Origin of the sequence: Burkholderia sp. Ac-20392 (genome assembly GCF_017104585.1) — a bacterium.
Lineage (GTDB): Bacteria > Pseudomonadota > Gammaproteobacteria > Burkholderiales > Burkholderiaceae > Burkholderia > Burkholderia lata.
The window spans coordinates 16311-31421 of the sequence record NZ_JAAGPB010000049.1 but is presented as its reverse complement, the minus strand read 5'-3'; the positions used below and the strand labels follow the sequence as shown (position 1 = coordinate 31421).

The 15111-nt window shown below is 66.6% G+C and carries 17 protein-coding genes; 6 read left to right on the top strand and 11 right to left on the bottom strand.

Features of this window, described 5'->3' with window-relative positions:
• A partial coding sequence (locus tag G3N99_RS09650; protein ID WP_206122254.1) for an NAD(P)-binding domain-containing protein occupies positions 1-327 on the bottom strand: 327 nt, incomplete at its 3' end.
• Between the two features lie 135 nt (positions 328-462).
• On the opposite strand from G3N99_RS09650, the gene G3N99_RS09645 reads away from it, so the two are divergent.
• Positions 463-672 carry a dodecin gene (locus tag G3N99_RS09645; RefSeq protein WP_011352399.1) on the top strand — a complete coding sequence of 70 codons (210 nt, stop codon included), beginning with the start codon at positions 463-465 and terminating at the stop codon, positions 670-672.
• A 220-nt stretch (positions 673-892) separates the two neighbouring features.
• A complete protein-coding gene (locus tag G3N99_RS09640) occupies positions 893-1822 on the top strand; it encodes a LysR substrate-binding domain-containing protein (RefSeq protein ID WP_006402708.1) in 930 nt (309 codons plus the stop codon).
• Positions 1823-1916: 94 nt separating this feature from the next.
• On the opposite strand, the gene G3N99_RS09635 is transcribed toward G3N99_RS09640, so the two are convergent.
• Complete coding sequence (locus G3N99_RS09635) at positions 1917-3329, bottom strand: 8-oxoguanine deaminase (RefSeq protein WP_174941252.1); 1413 nt, start codon at positions 3327-3329, stop codon at positions 1917-1919.
• A gap of 511 nt (positions 3330-3840) precedes the next feature.
• Here G3N99_RS09635 and uraH point away from each other — a divergent pair.
• Entirely contained in the window at positions 3841-4194 is a 354-nt protein-coding gene (gene uraH, locus G3N99_RS09630) for a hydroxyisourate hydrolase (RefSeq protein ID WP_011352401.1), read from the top strand.
• Between the two features lie 51 nt (positions 4195-4245).
• On the top strand, positions 4246-5439 hold the full coding sequence (locus G3N99_RS09625; protein ID WP_122945658.1) for a urate hydroxylase PuuD: 1194 nt from the start codon (positions 4246-4248) through the stop codon (positions 5437-5439).
• 99 nt (positions 5440-5538) lie between these two features.
• On the opposite strand, the gene G3N99_RS09620 is transcribed toward G3N99_RS09625, so the two are convergent.
• Both G3N99_RS09620 and G3N99_RS09615 read right to left on the bottom strand, forming a co-directional pair.
• Positions 5539-5949, bottom strand: coding sequence for an ACT domain-containing protein (locus G3N99_RS09620; protein ID WP_206122253.1), 411 nt, complete (start codon positions 5947-5949; stop codon positions 5539-5541).
• Between the two features lie 72 nt (positions 5950-6021).
• A complete protein-coding gene (locus G3N99_RS09615; RefSeq protein ID WP_206122252.1) occupies positions 6022-6942 on the bottom strand; it encodes a LysR substrate-binding domain-containing protein in 921 nt (306 codons plus the stop codon).
• A gap of 142 nt (positions 6943-7084) precedes the next feature.
• Here G3N99_RS09615 and G3N99_RS09610 point away from each other — a divergent pair, with 142 nt between their 5' ends.
• Complete coding sequence (locus tag G3N99_RS09610) at positions 7085-7900, top strand: aminotransferase class IV family protein (protein WP_206122251.1); 816 nt, start codon at positions 7085-7087, stop codon at positions 7898-7900.
• A 31-nt stretch (positions 7901-7931) separates the two neighbouring features.
• On the opposite strand, the gene G3N99_RS09605 is transcribed toward G3N99_RS09610, so the two are convergent.
• Positions 7932-8336 carry a RidA family protein gene (locus G3N99_RS09605; protein ID WP_174988239.1) on the bottom strand — a complete coding sequence of 135 codons (405 nt, stop codon included), beginning with the start codon at positions 8334-8336 and terminating at the stop codon, positions 7932-7934.
• 152 nt (positions 8337-8488) lie between these two features.
• On the opposite strand from G3N99_RS09605, the gene G3N99_RS09600 reads away from it, so the two are divergent.
• The gene (locus G3N99_RS09600) at positions 8489-9454 is read left to right on the top strand and encodes a LysR family transcriptional regulator (RefSeq protein ID WP_206122249.1); all 966 of its coding nucleotides are present in this window, start codon (positions 8489-8491) and stop codon (positions 9452-9454) included.
• A gap of 81 nt (positions 9455-9535) precedes the next feature.
• Here the strand turns inward: G3N99_RS09600 and G3N99_RS09595 are convergent, their stop codons facing one another.
• From G3N99_RS09595 to G3N99_RS09570, 6 genes are all read right to left on the bottom strand, one after another.
• The gene (locus tag G3N99_RS09595; RefSeq protein ID WP_206122248.1) at positions 9536-10048 is read right to left on the bottom strand and encodes an ureidoglycolate lyase; all 513 of its coding nucleotides are present in this window, start codon (positions 10046-10048) and stop codon (positions 9536-9538) included.
• On the bottom strand, positions 10045-11058 hold the full coding sequence (alc, locus tag G3N99_RS09590) for an allantoicase (protein WP_011352409.1): 1014 nt from the start codon (positions 11056-11058) through the stop codon (positions 10045-10047). The genes G3N99_RS09595 and alc overlap by 4 nt, the downstream gene beginning before the upstream one ends.
• A 62-nt stretch (positions 11059-11120) precedes the next feature.
• Positions 11121-11642: a 2-oxo-4-hydroxy-4-carboxy-5-ureidoimidazoline decarboxylase gene (gene uraD, locus G3N99_RS09585; protein ID WP_011352410.1), complete on the bottom strand. Its 522-nt coding sequence runs from the start codon at positions 11640-11642 to the stop codon at positions 11121-11123.
• Positions 11639-12592 carry an allantoinase PuuE gene (puuE, locus tag G3N99_RS09580; protein ID WP_041492879.1) on the bottom strand — a complete coding sequence of 318 codons (954 nt, stop codon included), beginning with the start codon at positions 12590-12592 and terminating at the stop codon, positions 11639-11641. The genes uraD and puuE overlap by 4 nt, the downstream gene beginning before the upstream one ends.
• A gap of 148 nt (positions 12593-12740) precedes the next feature.
• Positions 12741-13532, bottom strand: coding sequence for an aspartate/glutamate racemase family protein (locus G3N99_RS09575; RefSeq protein ID WP_174988233.1), 792 nt, complete (start codon positions 13530-13532; stop codon positions 12741-12743).
• Positions 13533-13542: 10 nt separating this feature from the next.
• Entirely contained in the window at positions 13543-15027 is a 1485-nt protein-coding gene (locus G3N99_RS09570; RefSeq protein WP_174941270.1) for an NCS1 family nucleobase:cation symporter-1, read from the bottom strand.
• Between the last annotated feature and the right edge of the window lie 84 nt (positions 15028-15111).

Here is a 15111-nt window from a genome sequence, read left to right as displayed (position 1 = left end):
CGCGGCGTAATCACGCGTGGCAGCGGGCGGGATGCTCGAATGATCGACGATGCGCTGCAGGCGACGCGCAGCGGCGTCGCCGGAGAGCAGCCCGTGCTCGCCGAACACGACGTCGCCCACCGCACGGCCGTCGAGCACGCACACGAAGACCGTATCGACGCGCTCCGCCAGTTCGCGCGGCGTGCCGACCACCTGCGCGCCGTCCTTCACGAGCGCCTCGGCCTTGTCGCGCGAGCGATTCCACACGCTGACCCGATGCCCGGCCGCCAGCAAATGCCGAATCATCGGCGCGCCCATCAATCCCGGTCCGCAAAATCCGACTTCCACGATGTTCCTCGTCTCCGATATGGGTTGAACTTGCCGCCCATCATACCTATCACTCAAGAAGCCGGGCACGCGCGGCGGCGCTTCGGGACCACGGCTTGCACCGGCCATCCATACCGATATCCCAGGGAGCGCATCATGAGCGACCACGTGTACAAGATGATCGAGCTGACCGGTTCGTCGAAGCAATCGAGCGACGACGCCATCCGCAACGCGATCTCGAAAGCCGGCAAGACGCTGCACAACCTGCACTGGTTCCAGGTGACCGAAACGCGCGGCCACATCGAAGGCGACCAGGTCGTGCACTGGCAGGTCACGCTGAAGGTCGGCATGCGCATCGACGACTGACGCGCCCGTCGCATCACACGCCGCGCCGCGATCCGGATCCGCGCAACGCGCGTCCGCGCGGCGCCGCGCGCTTCACATCACCTCCGTTCGGGCCCCTTGTCGCGACCCGGCCGGCGGGTGTCTGCGGGTATCCATCTCTTGACGCTGGCCCAGCTTCATATTAAAAACGATATACCCCCATGCCCCCTCGATCAGCCCAGACATATAAAACGGAGATATCATGAGTCAGCAACGCGAGGCGATCGACACGTACCTCTTGCGCGTCTTGCACACCTTGTTGATGGAGCGCAGCGTCACGCGCGCGGCCGTCAAACTGAACCAGTCGCAACCGGCGATCAGCGCCGCACTGCGGCGCCTGCGCGACATCACCGGCGATCCGCTGCTGGTGCGCGGCAAATCCGGCATGGTGCCGACCGAATACGGGCTGCGCCTGCTCGAGCCCGTGCAGAACGCGCTGCGTGAAATCGAGCGCATCAAGTTCCAGCAGCACAACTTCGACCCGGCCACGTCGATCCGCTGCTACCGGATCGGCTGCCCCGACTACCTGAACGTGCTGTTCGTGCCGACCGTCGTCGAACGCTTCCGCCAGGCCGCGCCGAACGCGACGCTCGAGTTCCATTCGCTCGGCCCGGCGTTCGACTACGAGCTCGCACTGGAGGATGGCAAGCTCGACATCGTCGTCGGCAACTGGCCCGAACCGCCGGAGCAGCTGCACCTGTCGAACCTGTTCGTCGACGAAATCGTCTGCCTGATGAGCAACACGCACCCGTTCGCGAAGCGCGGCGGGCTCACGCTCGACCAGTACCTGAACGCACCGCATCTCGCGCCGACGCCGTACTCGGTCGGCCAGCGCGGCGCGATCGACGTGCATCTCGCACGCGAACGGCTCAAGCGCCACGTGGTCGTCACGCTGCCGTACTTCAACCTCGCACCGTACGTGCTCGTGAAGTCCGACCTGATCTTCACGACGACGCGCCTGTTCGCCGATCACTACGCGAAGTTCCTGCCGCTGTCGGTCGTGCCGGCGCCGCTCGACTTCCCGCCGATGCAGTACTACCAGCTGTGGCACGAGCGCTGCCACTACTCCGACGAAGTGCGCTGGCTGCGCGGCCTCGTCGCCGAAGCCACCCGCACGCTGATCGAGCCGTAACGGCACGCGCCGCCCGCGCCGTTCCGGCGCGGCGTGGCGACAGCTGGCGGCATGCCCGGCGGCAACGCAGCCGCCGGAGGGCGCCAGCCTTCCTTCAGCGCGACGCCTCGACCAGTGCCTGCGCGAGCGCGTTGTGACGCGCGATGACGGGCGGCAGGTCGAGCGTCGCCAGACGCCCTTCCCGCACCACCACCTTCCCGTTCACCACCGTGTACGCCGTCTGCGACGGTGCGCAGAACACGAGCGCCGCGACCGGATCGTGCAGCGCGCCCGCGAACAGCGGCTGGCGCAGGTCGAATGCGGCGAAGTCCGCGGCCATGCCCGGCTTCAGCGCGCCGATATCGTCACGGTTCAGCACCTTCGCACCGCCGAGCGTCGCGATTTCGAGCGCTTCACGCGCGGTCATCGCATCGGGCCCGAAACCGACCCGCTGCAGCAGCAGCGCCTGCCGCACTTCCGCCACCATCTGCGCGCCGTCGTTCGATGCGGAGCCGTCGACGCCGAGGCCGACCGGCACGCCCGCGAGACGCATCTTCTTCACCGGCGCGATACCCGACGCGAGCCGCATGTTCGAGCACGGACAGTGCGCGACGCCCGTACCGGTGCGCGCGAACAGGCTGATGCCCGCATCGTCGAGCTGCACGCAGTGCGCATGCCACACGTCGTGGCCGACCCAACCGAGATCTTCCGCATATTCGGCGGGCGTCATCCCGAACTTCTCGCGGCTGTACGCGATGTCGTTGACGTTCTCCGCGAGGTGCGTGTGCAGCGACACGCCGTATTCGCGCGCGAGCACGGCCGCGTCGCGCATCAGGTCGCGGCTCACCGAGAACGGCGAGCACGGCGCGACGACCACGCGCAGCATCGCGTAGCGGCCTTCGTCGTGATAGGTCTCGATCAGGCGCTGCGTGTCGCGCAGGATATCGGGCTCACGCTCGACGACGGAATCGGGCGGCAGCCCGCCGTCGCGCTGGCCGACGCTCATCGCGCCGCGGCTCGCGTGAAAACGCATGCCGATCCGCTGCGCCGCGCCGATGCTGTCGTCGAGGCGGCTGCCGTTCGGGTAGATGTACAGATGATCGCTCGACGTCGTGCAGCCCGACTGCAGCAGCTCGGCCATCGCGGTGAGCGTCGACACCTCGATCATCTCGGGCGTCAGGTGCGCCCAGATCTTGTACAGGTTCGTGAGCCAGCCGAACAGCTCGGCGTTCTGCGCCGCGGGCACCGCGCGCGTCAGGCTCTGGTACATGTGGTGGTGCGTGTTCACCAGCCCCGGGATCACGAGGTGGCCGCGCAGGTCGAGCACTTCGTCGGCCGTATCGGGCAGCTCGGCGGTCGGGCCGACCGCGACGATCCGGTTGTCTTCGATGTAGAGCCCCGCGTCGCGCAACTCGCGGCGCGTGTCGTCCATGGTCACGAGCACGTCGGCGTGCTTGACCAGCAGGGTTTTCGGGCGGGATGAGGAGGGGTTCGGCGCGCGTGCGCCAGCGTGCTGCTCGAGGTTCATGCGTTCTCCGCGTCGGTCTGCCCCCAGGGGCTGTCCTGGAGGCTGTCACACAGCCGTTCGAACGCTGAATCGCGGCACTCTCCGGTGCCCGCGTCCGTTCGAACGCCCTGGCCCGGTTACCCGGCGTGCTCGCCGTCTTCGGGGTACGCGCGGGCCGTCAGGCCGACGCGCACGGCGGGAGGATCGCCCAAGCGCGCGCCGCACACAATGCGCGATCCGGAATACCGCGTTTCACGGTTTCGATATGGTACGCCGCGCAACGCCCCGCCGGAGGCCCGAAACGCCCGCCGGAAGCGGTATCCGGCGTGCCGTCGACAGCCGCTCATGCGCGGCGCATTATCTTTGATATCGCGCCCGTATTTGCGCGGGGAACCTTTTTACAATGCCTGCACGGCGCTCGCTTCAATCTCGCCGACGGGTATGTAGCCACGTGACGTGGAGCCTCGATCCGCCGCACAGTCAATGGATCGAGTCGCCGCCGAACCTCGCATTCACACAAGGACAATTGCGAATGGGAAAGCTCACTACCCACGTACTCGATACGGCGCACGGCCGTCCCGGCGCTGCAATCAAGGTGGACCTCTACGCGCTGGACGGCGAATCGCGCCGCGCGATCAAGACCGTGCTGACCAATAGCGACGGCCGCTGCGACGAACCTCTGCTCGAAGGCGCCGCGCTCGCCGCCGGCGAATACGAACTCGTGTTCCATGCCGGCGACTACTTCGCGTCGCTCGGCGTGAAGGTGCCCGAACCCCGTTTCGTCGATCGCGTCGTGCTCCGCTTCGGCATCGCCGACACCGGCTCGCACTACCACGTGCCGCTGCTCGTGTCGCCGTGGTCGTACAGCACCTATCGCGGCAGCTGACATACGCATCAGCGCCCACATCAAGACAAAATCTGAGTCTGGAGGAGTTTCATGGAAGGCTTCATCACCGACTGGCTGAACCTCGCGCTGCGATGGCTGCACGTCATCGTCGCCATTGCGTGGATCGGCGAGTCGTTCTATTTCGTCGCGCTCGACAACAGCCTGAAACCGCCGACCGACCCGAACCAGCGCAAGCGCGGTGTGTTCGGCGAGCTGTGGCACGTCCACGGTGGCGGTTTCTACAACATGCAGAAGTACACGGTCGCTCCGCCGGAAATGCCGGATGACCTGCACTGGTCGAAGTGGCCGTCGTACACGACCTGGCTGTCGGGCTTCTCGCTGTTCTTCGTGCTGTACCTGCTCGCGCCGAACACGTACCTGATCGACAAGAGCGTGCTCGACATGGGCCCGGTGGTCGCCGTCGCTTCCGCACTCGGCTTCCTCGCGGCCGGCTGGATCGTCTACGACTCGCTGTGCCGCATCCTCGGCACCAACGACCGCGTGCTCGGCATCTGCGTCGGCATCTACGTGGTCGCCGCCGCCTACCTCGCGTGCCACATCTTCGCGGGTCGTGCCGCCTACCTGATCGTCGGTGCGATGCTCGCGACGATCATGTCGGCGAACGTGTTCTTCGTGATCATCCCCGGCCAGCGCAAGATGGTCGACAAGATGCTCAAGGGCGAGGAGCCGAACCCGATCTACGGCAAGCGCGGCAAGCAGCGCTCGGTGCACAACACGTACTTCACGCTGCCGGTCGTGTTCGCGATGCTGTCGAACCACTACGCGATGACCTACACGAACAAGTTCAACTGGGTCGTGCTCGTGATGATCATGCTGGCCGGCGCGCTGATCCGCCAGTTCTTCGTGATGCGTCACCGCGGCAAGCAGCTGTGGTACCTGCCGATCGGCGGCGTCGCACTGCTGTCGGCCGCGCTGGTCTGGACGATGCCGAAGCCGGTCGCACCGGAAGCGCAGGCCGCGAACGCACCGAAGGTCGTGATCAACGACATCATGCCGATCCTGCAGCAGCGCTGCGTCGAGTGCCACTCGGCGAAGCCGACGCTGATGGGCAGCGCGCCCGCAGGCGTGATGTTCGACACGCCGGACGAAGTGTCGAAGAACGCACAGCGTATCTACGAACAGGCCGTGCGCCTGAAGGCGATGCCGATCGGCAACGTCACGCACATGACCGACGACGAGCGCACGAAGCTCGCCGCCTGGTTCGAGGGTGGCGCGAACAAGTAAGCCGCCGTGCGCCGGGATCGCTTTCCGGCGTAATCCTTTCCGTTCGCGGGCCCGGTGACGGGCCCGTTTTTTTTGCGTGCCCCGGACGCCCTTCGCGTATCAGCCGCGCATCGCGTCGCGCTGGAGCGCGACAAGTGCATCGAGTGCGCGCGCGCCGTCGTCGAACGGCACGAAGATGTGATCGTGACAGGCCGCCGCCATCACGTTGCAGCTGATGCCGGCCGCGCCGAGTGCGCGTGCGAACGCCGCCGTGAGGCCGACAGCCGCGAGGTCGGAATGCACGGTCAGCGTGATCCAGGCGGCGCGAAACAATACGGGCCAGCCACGGCGCGCGGCCGCCTCCTCTTCGACCACGACCGTCAGTCCTTCCGCCTCGCGGAATGTCGCAATCACTTCGGATAACGATACGTTGGCGTCGGTCGGCAGCGACACGAATGCGAACGCGCCCGGATGCAGTTCGGGCTGCATCGTGCTCAGCAGGATCGCGAGGTTGCTTTCAGGTTGGCTCATCGAAGGAACACGCCCGGAACCGGGCATCGTGCTGTGGAGATGCGGGCACGATAGCACGCGCCACCGGCACCGCTACGCGCGCATCGCCGCGACTTCGTCCGCGAGCCAGGCGCGCAAGGCGACGATGCGCGGATCGTCCTGCGTGTGCGTCGGATACACGACGTGATACGCAAGGCCGGGCGCCACCTCGACATTCACGTCGAACAACTGCACGATGCGCCCTTCCGAAAGATCGCGCGCAATCATGTGCGGCTCCGCCAGACCGACCGCCGTACCGTCCGTCACGGCCTGCACGACGTGGCTCGAATCCGGAAACGCGACGCACCGGCTGTCGTCGAAACCGTCGACGCCGGCCGCGGCCATCCACGCCGACCAGCGCGGCCAGGTCACACCGTCGACTTCACAGTCCGCGTGGCAAAGCGTGTGGCGCAGCAGGTCGCGCGGCTTGCGCAACGGTGGCCCTGAGGACAACAGCGCCGGGCTGCAGACCGCAACGACCGACGTATCGAACAGGCGCTGCGCGCACGCGTCGCGATAACGCCCGGTGCCGAAGCGGATCGCCACATCGACATCGTCGTCATCGAAGTCGCGCAACCGGTCGGTGATGTCGAACGACAGCTCGAACGCCGGATGCGCAGCCCTGAAACGCGGCAGGCGCGGCAGCAGCCAGTGCGTCGCGAAGCGCGCGCCGACCGACACGCGCAGCTCCGTCTGCTCCCGCGCGATGCGCCGTGCCCGGGCGGTCGCGCGCTGCATCCCCGCCAGCGCTTCGGCGGCCGCAGCAGCCAGCACGACACCGGCCGGCGTCAGCCGGATGCTGCGGCTCGTGCGGACGAACAGGTCCATGTCGAGCTGCGCCTCGATTTCCTTGATCTGGTGACTGACAGCCGCCGGCGTCAGTCCGACCTCGTCGGCCGCCCGCGAGAAATTCAGGTGCCGCGCCGCCGCATCGAACGTCCTCAGCGCGCGCGTACCGGGCCACATGCGTTCCATCGATCTTCAAACCGGATTTGATGACCGTTCCAAAATTACTCGTTTTTCAAGACACCATCAATCGGCAAACAATAGACTTTCTTGAAGATGCCGCGAGCCGCCCGGCCCGCCTCGCCTCGCGGCCGAACCCGGAGATCCATCGATGACCGCTACCCCGTTCCCGTCCGTCGCCCAGCTCAACGGCGTCACCGCTACGCCGGACGCGCTCGCCGCGCTCGCGTTCGCGGGCCATGCGCATTTCACCGCGATGCAGGTACGCGACGGCCACGTGCGCGGCCTCGACCTGCATCTCGCGCGGCTGCGCGATGGGTCGAACACGCTGTTCGGCCAGGCACTGCCCGACAACCGGATTCGCACGCTCCTGCGCGCAGCGCTCGATCGTGCGCCGCCGGCGCTGTCGCTGACGGCGACCGTGCATGCGTCGACGGGCGAATTCGTCGCGCCGCGTGACGACGAAACGCTCGACGTGCTGGTCCGCACCGCCGCGCCGTCGTCAGGGCCCGCGGGCCCGCTCGATCTCGCGCTGTTCGAACACGAGCGCGTGCTACCGGACATCAAGCACGTCGGCGAAGTCGCGAAGACGCACTTCCTGCGCCGCGCGATCGCGCAGCGTTTCGACGATGCGGCCTTCATCGATCGCCATGGGCGCATCAGCGAAGGCTCGATCTGGAATCTTGCGTTCTGGACCGGCGACGCGGTCGTGTGGCCGGTGGCCGGCATGCTCGGCGGCGTCACGATGCGTATCGTGCGCCGGCAACTGGCGCGCCTGGGCGTCGCGCAGCACGATCGCGAACTGACGCCGGCCGACCTGTCGTCGATGGCCGGCGCCGTCGTGATGAATTCGTGGACGCCCGGGATCGCCGTGCGCCGGTTCGGCACGGCGACGCTGCCGGACGCATCGTCGTTCGTCGCGCTGCTGCATCGCGCGTACGAACAGGAGCCGCCGGTCGCACCGTGACGCGCAACGCCACGGACCGCGGGCGCCCTGCTCACCCTTCAACCGTCTCCGGCAACCGCGCGACCACCTTGATCTCGAACTGGAACCCATACAGCCAGGTCACGCCGACGGCGGTCAGCGTCGGATGCGGCGCATCGCCCCAGTATTCGGGGACGATCTCCCAGATCCGCTCGAACGTCGCCTCGGGATCGACGAGGAACACCGTCACGTCGACGACGTCGTCGAACGTGCAGCCGGCTGCGCGCAGCACCGCAGTCAGGTTGTCGAACGCGCGGCGGACCTGCGCGCCCAGTTCCGGTTCGGGCGAGCCGTCCTCGCGGCTGCCGACCTGCCCGGATACGAACAGGAAGCCGTTCGAGCGCACTGCCGGCGAATAGCGGTTGCGGTCGTACAGTGCCTGGCGACCGGGCGGAAAAACCACGCTACGCTTTACCATCCCTTACCTCCTTCGGTTTGTGGGGCGAATCCGCCCCGGCATCAACGATGAAGGCACTTTAAGGACCGTTGCCCGGCGAATAAACCGGCAACCCTGTCCAACACTGTTTGCACGCACCAAACAATATCCGACCGACGCGGAGCCCTGACCCGATGGATCGATTCGACGCAATGCAGGCGTTCGCCCGCGTAGTGGAAGCCGGCAGTTTCACGAAGGCGGCCGAGACGCTGCACATGAGCCGCACCATCGTCACGCAGCTCGTACAACAGCTCGAAGCTCGGCTGCGCGTAAAGCTGTTCAACCGCACGACGCGCAAGGTCGTCGTCACCGCGGACGGCGCCGCGTACTACGATCGCGTCGTGCGGCTGCTGGCCGACATGGACGATGCCGAAACGAGCCTGTCTGCCGCCTCCGCGTCGCCCCGGGGGCGGCTGCGCGTGGACGTGCCGAGCCCGTTCGCGCGCCTGATCCTGATCCCCGCGCTACCCGCGTTCCACGCGTGCCATCCGGACATCCAGCTCGACATGGGCGTAAGCGATCGCGTGGTGGACGTGATCGGCGAGAACGTCGACTGCGTCGTGCGCGGCGGCGAGCCGACCGACCGCGCACTGGTCGCGCGTCACGTCGGCGACCTGCGGCTCGGCGTGTATGCGTCACCGGCCTATCTCGCACGCGCCGGCATGCCGACGCATCCGGACGAGCTGGAGGACACCCATCACCGGATCGTCGGCTTTCTATGGGCGCGCACCGGCAAGGCGTTGCCGTTTGCAATGACATGCGACGGCGAGCAGGTCACCGTGCGCGGACGCTACGTGCTCGCGGTCGACGACGGCAATGCGTACCTCGAGGCCGGCCTCGCCGGGTTGGGCATTCTGTGGCTGCCCGACTACATGGCCGCCCGGCATCGCACCCGTGGCGAACTGGTGCCGCTGTTCGAGCAATGGCAGCTCGAACCGATGCCGATGTACGTTGCGTTCCCGCCGAACCGGCACGTCAGCGCAAAGCTGCGTGTGTTCATCGACTGGGTCGCCGAGCTGACGGCGCAGCATGCGCCGGTCACGAACCGGCGGCGCCGCGTCGGCAGCTCGCGCGACACGCGCAAGACTGCCGCGACCTGAACCACGCCGAATCGACCGCGCATAAAAAAACCCGCGCATGATGCGCGGGTTTCGTCAGGCGCTGGCAGAAACGCCGGCGACTCAGGCCGTCAGCGCGTGCAGTGCCTCGTCGGTGAGCCACAGCGATTCCTGCAGGTCCTGCTCGTTCAGGTTCAGGCCATCGCCGCCGCGATCGACGACGATGAAGTCGCTGACGCCGCCGAGCGCGATCAGCGGGTGATGCCACACGCCCTTCGCATAGTTGACGCCCTGCCACCCGCTCGTCACGAACGCGCGGATGTTCGCCGGATCGAGATCGCCCGCGGGCGCCACGACGACGAGATACGGCTGGTCGTTCAGCGGCACGAAGGCCTGGCTGCCGAGCGGGTGCCGCTCCAGCATCTTCACTTCGAACGGCAGCGTGCGCGGCTGGCCGCGGAACAGGTTGACGAGCGTGCGGCCGTCTTCATCGGTCACGTCGACTTTCGCGAGATCGTGAAAGCGGATCGTGGTGCCGAGGTTGATCGGGATCTGCTTCGCGCCTTCCGTTTCGATCACGTCGCCGAACGGCGCGAACGCTTCCTTGGTCAGCGGTTCGATGGCAAGCGTATTCATTTGTCGAGCGTCCCCCACAGACGCAGGCGCGACACGCCGCCGTCCGGAATGATGTTCAGTCGCACGTGCGTGACGGGGCCGAGCGATGCGATGTCCTGTTCGAAGTAGTGCTGCTTGTCCATCTGCAGCTTCTGTTCGCCGAGCAGCACGGGCCAGAACATCGACTGCGTGATCAGCGAGCTGTCGGTGCCGCCCGATACGTACGCGGCCTGGATCGAGCAGCGGTCCGGGTAGTTGCCCTTGAAGAACGCGGTATCGACTTCGATCTTGCGGATCACGCCAGGCTGCGCGAGCGCGATGATCGCCCAGTCGTTGCCCGGTTCGCGGCGGCGGCGGGTTTCCCAGCCATCGCCCATGTTCACGCCGCGGCCCGGCAGCAGCAGGTTCGACGCGACGCCGAAGTGCTGGTTGTTCGCGGCCACCACGTAACCGCCGTTTTCCATCGCCGCGAGATCGAACTGCTCGGTCGCGCTCGCGCCGGCCCAGTCGAGCTGCGGCTGGCCGTACACGCGCAGGCGTGCAATGCCGCCGTCCGGGTAGATGTTCACGCGCAGGTGCGTGAAGGCGCGCGCATCGCTCGCTTCGACGTAGTGATGGCTGTTGCCCTGCAGCGTCGTCGACGGCACGATCTCGACCCACTCGGTCGCATGCGTCGGCGCGCCGTCGGCCACGAACGCGGCCTCGATCGACGCGGCCGGCGGGAAGTTGCCGGTGAAGTGGCTCGTATCGATGTCGAAGCCCTTGATCACGCCCGGGCGCGCAAGCTTGACGATGCACCAGTCGTAGCCCGTCGTGCGCTTGCGGCGCGTTTCCCAGCCGTCCATCCACTTGCCGTGGTCGTCGTACTTGCCGGGGATGAAGACGGCCGGCTCGGGGTTCAGCATCCGATCCTTCGGCGCGAAGAAATCGTCGCTGGCTTCGAGCGCCTGCGCACCGAGACGCGGGTCGGCAAGATTCACGTAGCGCCGCGTGAAGTCGGGTGCGTTGGGATCGAGAAGCGGAACAGCCATGATGTTTCCTTGTTTCAGTGATGCGATCAGGCCGCTGCGACGCAGCAGGCCGTATTGCGGTGTCAGGCGTCGATCAGGTCGTCGAGGCGGAAGCGCGCGATCCGGTAGATCTGGTCGAGGCTCGCCCGCAGTTCCTCGGTGCGCGAATGATTCACGCGCGACTCGAAGTTCGCGATGATGCCGTGCCGGTCATAGCCGCGCACCGCGAGGATGAACGGGAAACCGAACTTCTCGCGATACGTGCGGTTCAGCGTCAGCAGCTTGTCGAACTCTTCCTGCGTGCACTGGTCGAGGCCCGCGCCGCTCTGCTCGCGCGTCGACTCGGCGGTCAGCTCGCCGCGCACGGCAGCCTTGCCGGCCAGCTCCGGGTGAGCGTTGATCAGTGCGAGCTGGCGCACTTCGCCGCCGGTTTCCACCGCACCCGACATCGTCTTGTGCAGTGCGTCGATGCTCGCGAACGGCCGCTCGCCCGCGGCGACTTCGGCCACCCACGGCGAATGTTCGAAAATCCCCGACAACGCCGCGACAAATGCGCTCGGCGCCATCGTGTTCAGTTGTTCCAACGTGTAGCGCATCGCCTTCATGCTTTCCCTTCGTTTCGATGATTGGGCTGATACGGATGATGTTCACGCCAGTGACGCGCGATATCGACACGGCGCGTCACCCATACGCGATCGTGCTTCTCGATGTGATCGAGGAAACGCTGCAGCCCGCGGAACCGGCCCGGCCGGCCGAGCAACCGGCAGTGCATGCCGATCGACAGCATCTTCGGCGCTTCGTCGCCCTCCGCGTACAGCACGTCGAATGCGTCGCGCAGGTAGTCGAAGAAGTGATCGCCGGTGTTGAAGCCCTGCGGCGTCGCAAAGCGCATGTCGTTCGTGTCGAGCGTGTACGGCACGATCAGCTGCGGCGATTTCTTGCCGCCGGAGACTTCGACGTCCATCCAGAACGGCAGGTCGTCGCCATAGTTGTCGGAGTCGTACAGAAAGCCGCCGTACTCCGCGACGAGGCGGTGCGTATTGGGGCTGTCGCGGCCGGTGTACCAGCCGAGCGGGCGCTCGCCCGTCACGCGCTCGATCGCTTCCATCCCGAGGCGCATGTGCTCGGCCTCGAGTTCCGGCGTCATGCTCTGGTAGTGAATCCAGCGCCAGCCGTGACATGCGATTTCATGGCCCAGCTCGACGAATGCGCGCGCGAGCTCCGGGTGGCGTTCGATCGCCATGCCGACGCCGAATACCGTCAGCGGCATCCCGCGCTTCTCGAATTCGCGCAGGATGCGCCACACGCCGGCCCGCGAACCGTATTCGTAGATCGACTCCATGCTCATGTGGCGGTCGGGATACGCGGCCGCGCCGACGATTTCCGACAGGAACTGCTCGGAGCCCGGATCGCCGTGCAGCACGCAGTTCTCGCCCCCCTCCTCGTAGTTCAGCACGAATTGCACGGCGACGCGGGCGCGCCCCGGCCAGTTCGCCTGAACGGGATGGCGGCCGTAGCCGATCAGGTCGCGAGGATAGTTGGGATCGAGTGACATGGTTCGAAGTGCGGCGAAAGCTCGCTGAAATAATGGGTTCGCATCGACTGCACGGCTGCCGGCGGCCGGCTGCGCAAGCCGATGCGATGACGGCCCAGTGTAGCGAAAACGCCCATACGCGCCCATACAGCGGCGCAGATAGTGCGTGTCAGACGGTGTGTATGTGCGGTTGCGGCAAATTCGGCACCGGTTCCGCCTCATCCCCGTCCGGCGGGCTGAAGCGGGCGAACGCGCCGTCGTAGCGCTTCGGCAGCGGCCGCGCGTAGTCGCCGCGCTTCGCGGTCGCGAGGCGCAGCGCGACGAGCGCCTCGGCCCATTTGACGGCCGCCGTGACGCCCTCGACCACCGGTGCGCCGATCTGCTGCTCGATCTCGTGCGCAAACTCGGCCATCCCCGCGCAACCGAGCACGATCGCGTCGGCGCCGTCCTCGTCGAGTGCGCGCCGGCATTCGTCGACGATGATCCGGCGCGCGGCCGAGCCCGGCCGGTCGAGCTCGAGCACAGCGACGTCAGTCGCGCGCACGTTGCGGCAGAACCGCTTCATTCCGTAGCGCTCCGCGAGGTGCCACGCCATCCCGCAGGTGCGGGCGAGCGTCGTGACGACCGAGAAGCCCGGCGCGAGCACGCTCGCCGCATGCATCGCGGCCTCGGCGATGCCGATCACCGGCCCGCGTGCGAGCTCGCGCGCCGCGTAGAGGCCGGGATCGCCGAAGCATGCGATCACGTACGCGTCGCAGCCGTCGCGCTCGCCCTGCACGATTTCGGCGAGCAGCCCCGGCGTCGCGAGCGCCTCGTCGTAATACCCTTCGATCGACGGCGGCCCCATCGGCGGGCTCACCGCGACGATTTCCGTACCGGCGGCCGCGATCTCGCGTGCGCAGCGGCCCATCGCGTCGGTCATTCGCTGGGTCGTATTCGGATTGATCAGTCGGATCTTCATCACATGCTCCTCAGGCCTTCGTGCTCACGAGCAGCCGGTAGAACACGAAGCCGAGCCCCGCGCCGATGAACCACGAGAAGTTCGCGACGCCCTGCCAGCCCGGCACCATCACGCAGACGATCGCGATCACCGCGGCCGGCAACAGCGCGGCAAGCGCACGGCGGTTCACGCCGCCCGTGTACCAGTACGTGCCGCTTTCCGACATCGTGTACAGGTCGTCGCGCACGAGCCGGCCGCGCTTGACGAGGTAGAAGTCGGCAATCAGCACACCATACAGCGGGCCGATGAACGCACCGAGCACGTCGAGCGTGTAGTGGATCACGGCCGGGTTGTTGAACAGGTTCCACGGCGTGATGAAGATCGACGCGACCGCCGCGAGCATCCCGCCCGCGCGCCAGCTGATCAGGCGCGGTGCGACGTTCGAGAAGTCGAACGCGGGCGACACGAAGTTCGCGACGATGTTGATGCCGATCGTCGCGATCGTGAAGGTCAGCGCCCCGAGGATCACCGCGGTCGGATGGTCGATGCGGCCGACCGTCTCGACGGGATCGGTGATGAGTTCGCCGAATACCGGCAGCGTCGCGGCCGTCGTGATCACCGTGACGAGCGAGAACGCGAGGAAGTTGACCGGCAGCCCCCAGAAATTGCCGCGCTTCACTTCGCCGAACGAGCGGCAGTAGCGCGAGAAATCGCCGAAATTCAGCATCGGCCCGGAGAAGTACGACACGACCAGCGATACGGCCGTGATCATCACCGGAATCACTTCCGCGCCGTGGTACTTCACGCCGCCGAGGTTGATGCCGATGTTGCGCCAGCCCGCGCGCCACACCATGTAGCCGGCGAGGATGAACATCACCACGTAGACGGCCGGCCCCGCGAAGTCGATGAACTTCTTGATCGTCTCCATCCCGTTCCAGAACACGAACGCCTGGAGCACCCACAGCAGCATGAAGCCGGCCCAGCCGACCGCCGACAGCCCGAGGAAGCCGTAGCGATGCACGTCCGCGTAAGGCAGCCACTGCGGGAAGAATTTCAGCACGACGATCACGAGCGCGCTCGATGCGAGATAGGTCTGGATGCCGTACCACGCGATCGCGATCAGCCCGCGGATCACGGCCGGTACGTTCGCGCCGAGCACGCCGAATGTCGCACGGCACGCGACCGGATACGGCACGCCGATCTGCTGGCTCGGCCGCGCGATCAGGTTGCACAGCAGGTTCACGAAGCCGATCCCGACGATCAGCGCGATCAGCACCTGCCAGCTCGTCAGCCCGAGCGCGAACAGGCTGCCCGCGAACACGTAGCCGCCGACGCTGTGCACGTCCGACATCCAGAATGCGAAGATATTGTATGAACCCCATGTCTGATTTTTCAGGGGTGCCAAATCTTCGTTGTACAGACGTTCGCTGTAACCATTCGGCAGTGTCGGGTCGCCGCCCTCGCCGCCTTCTTCCGCCGGATAGGCGCTGTCGTGCGCCACACTGAACTGAGCCATGACTTCTCCTTGACGCGGCCGGGCGGCCGCTCCACCGTCATCGATATCGCTCCGGATCGACGCCCGGAGTCGGACCAGCGGCCT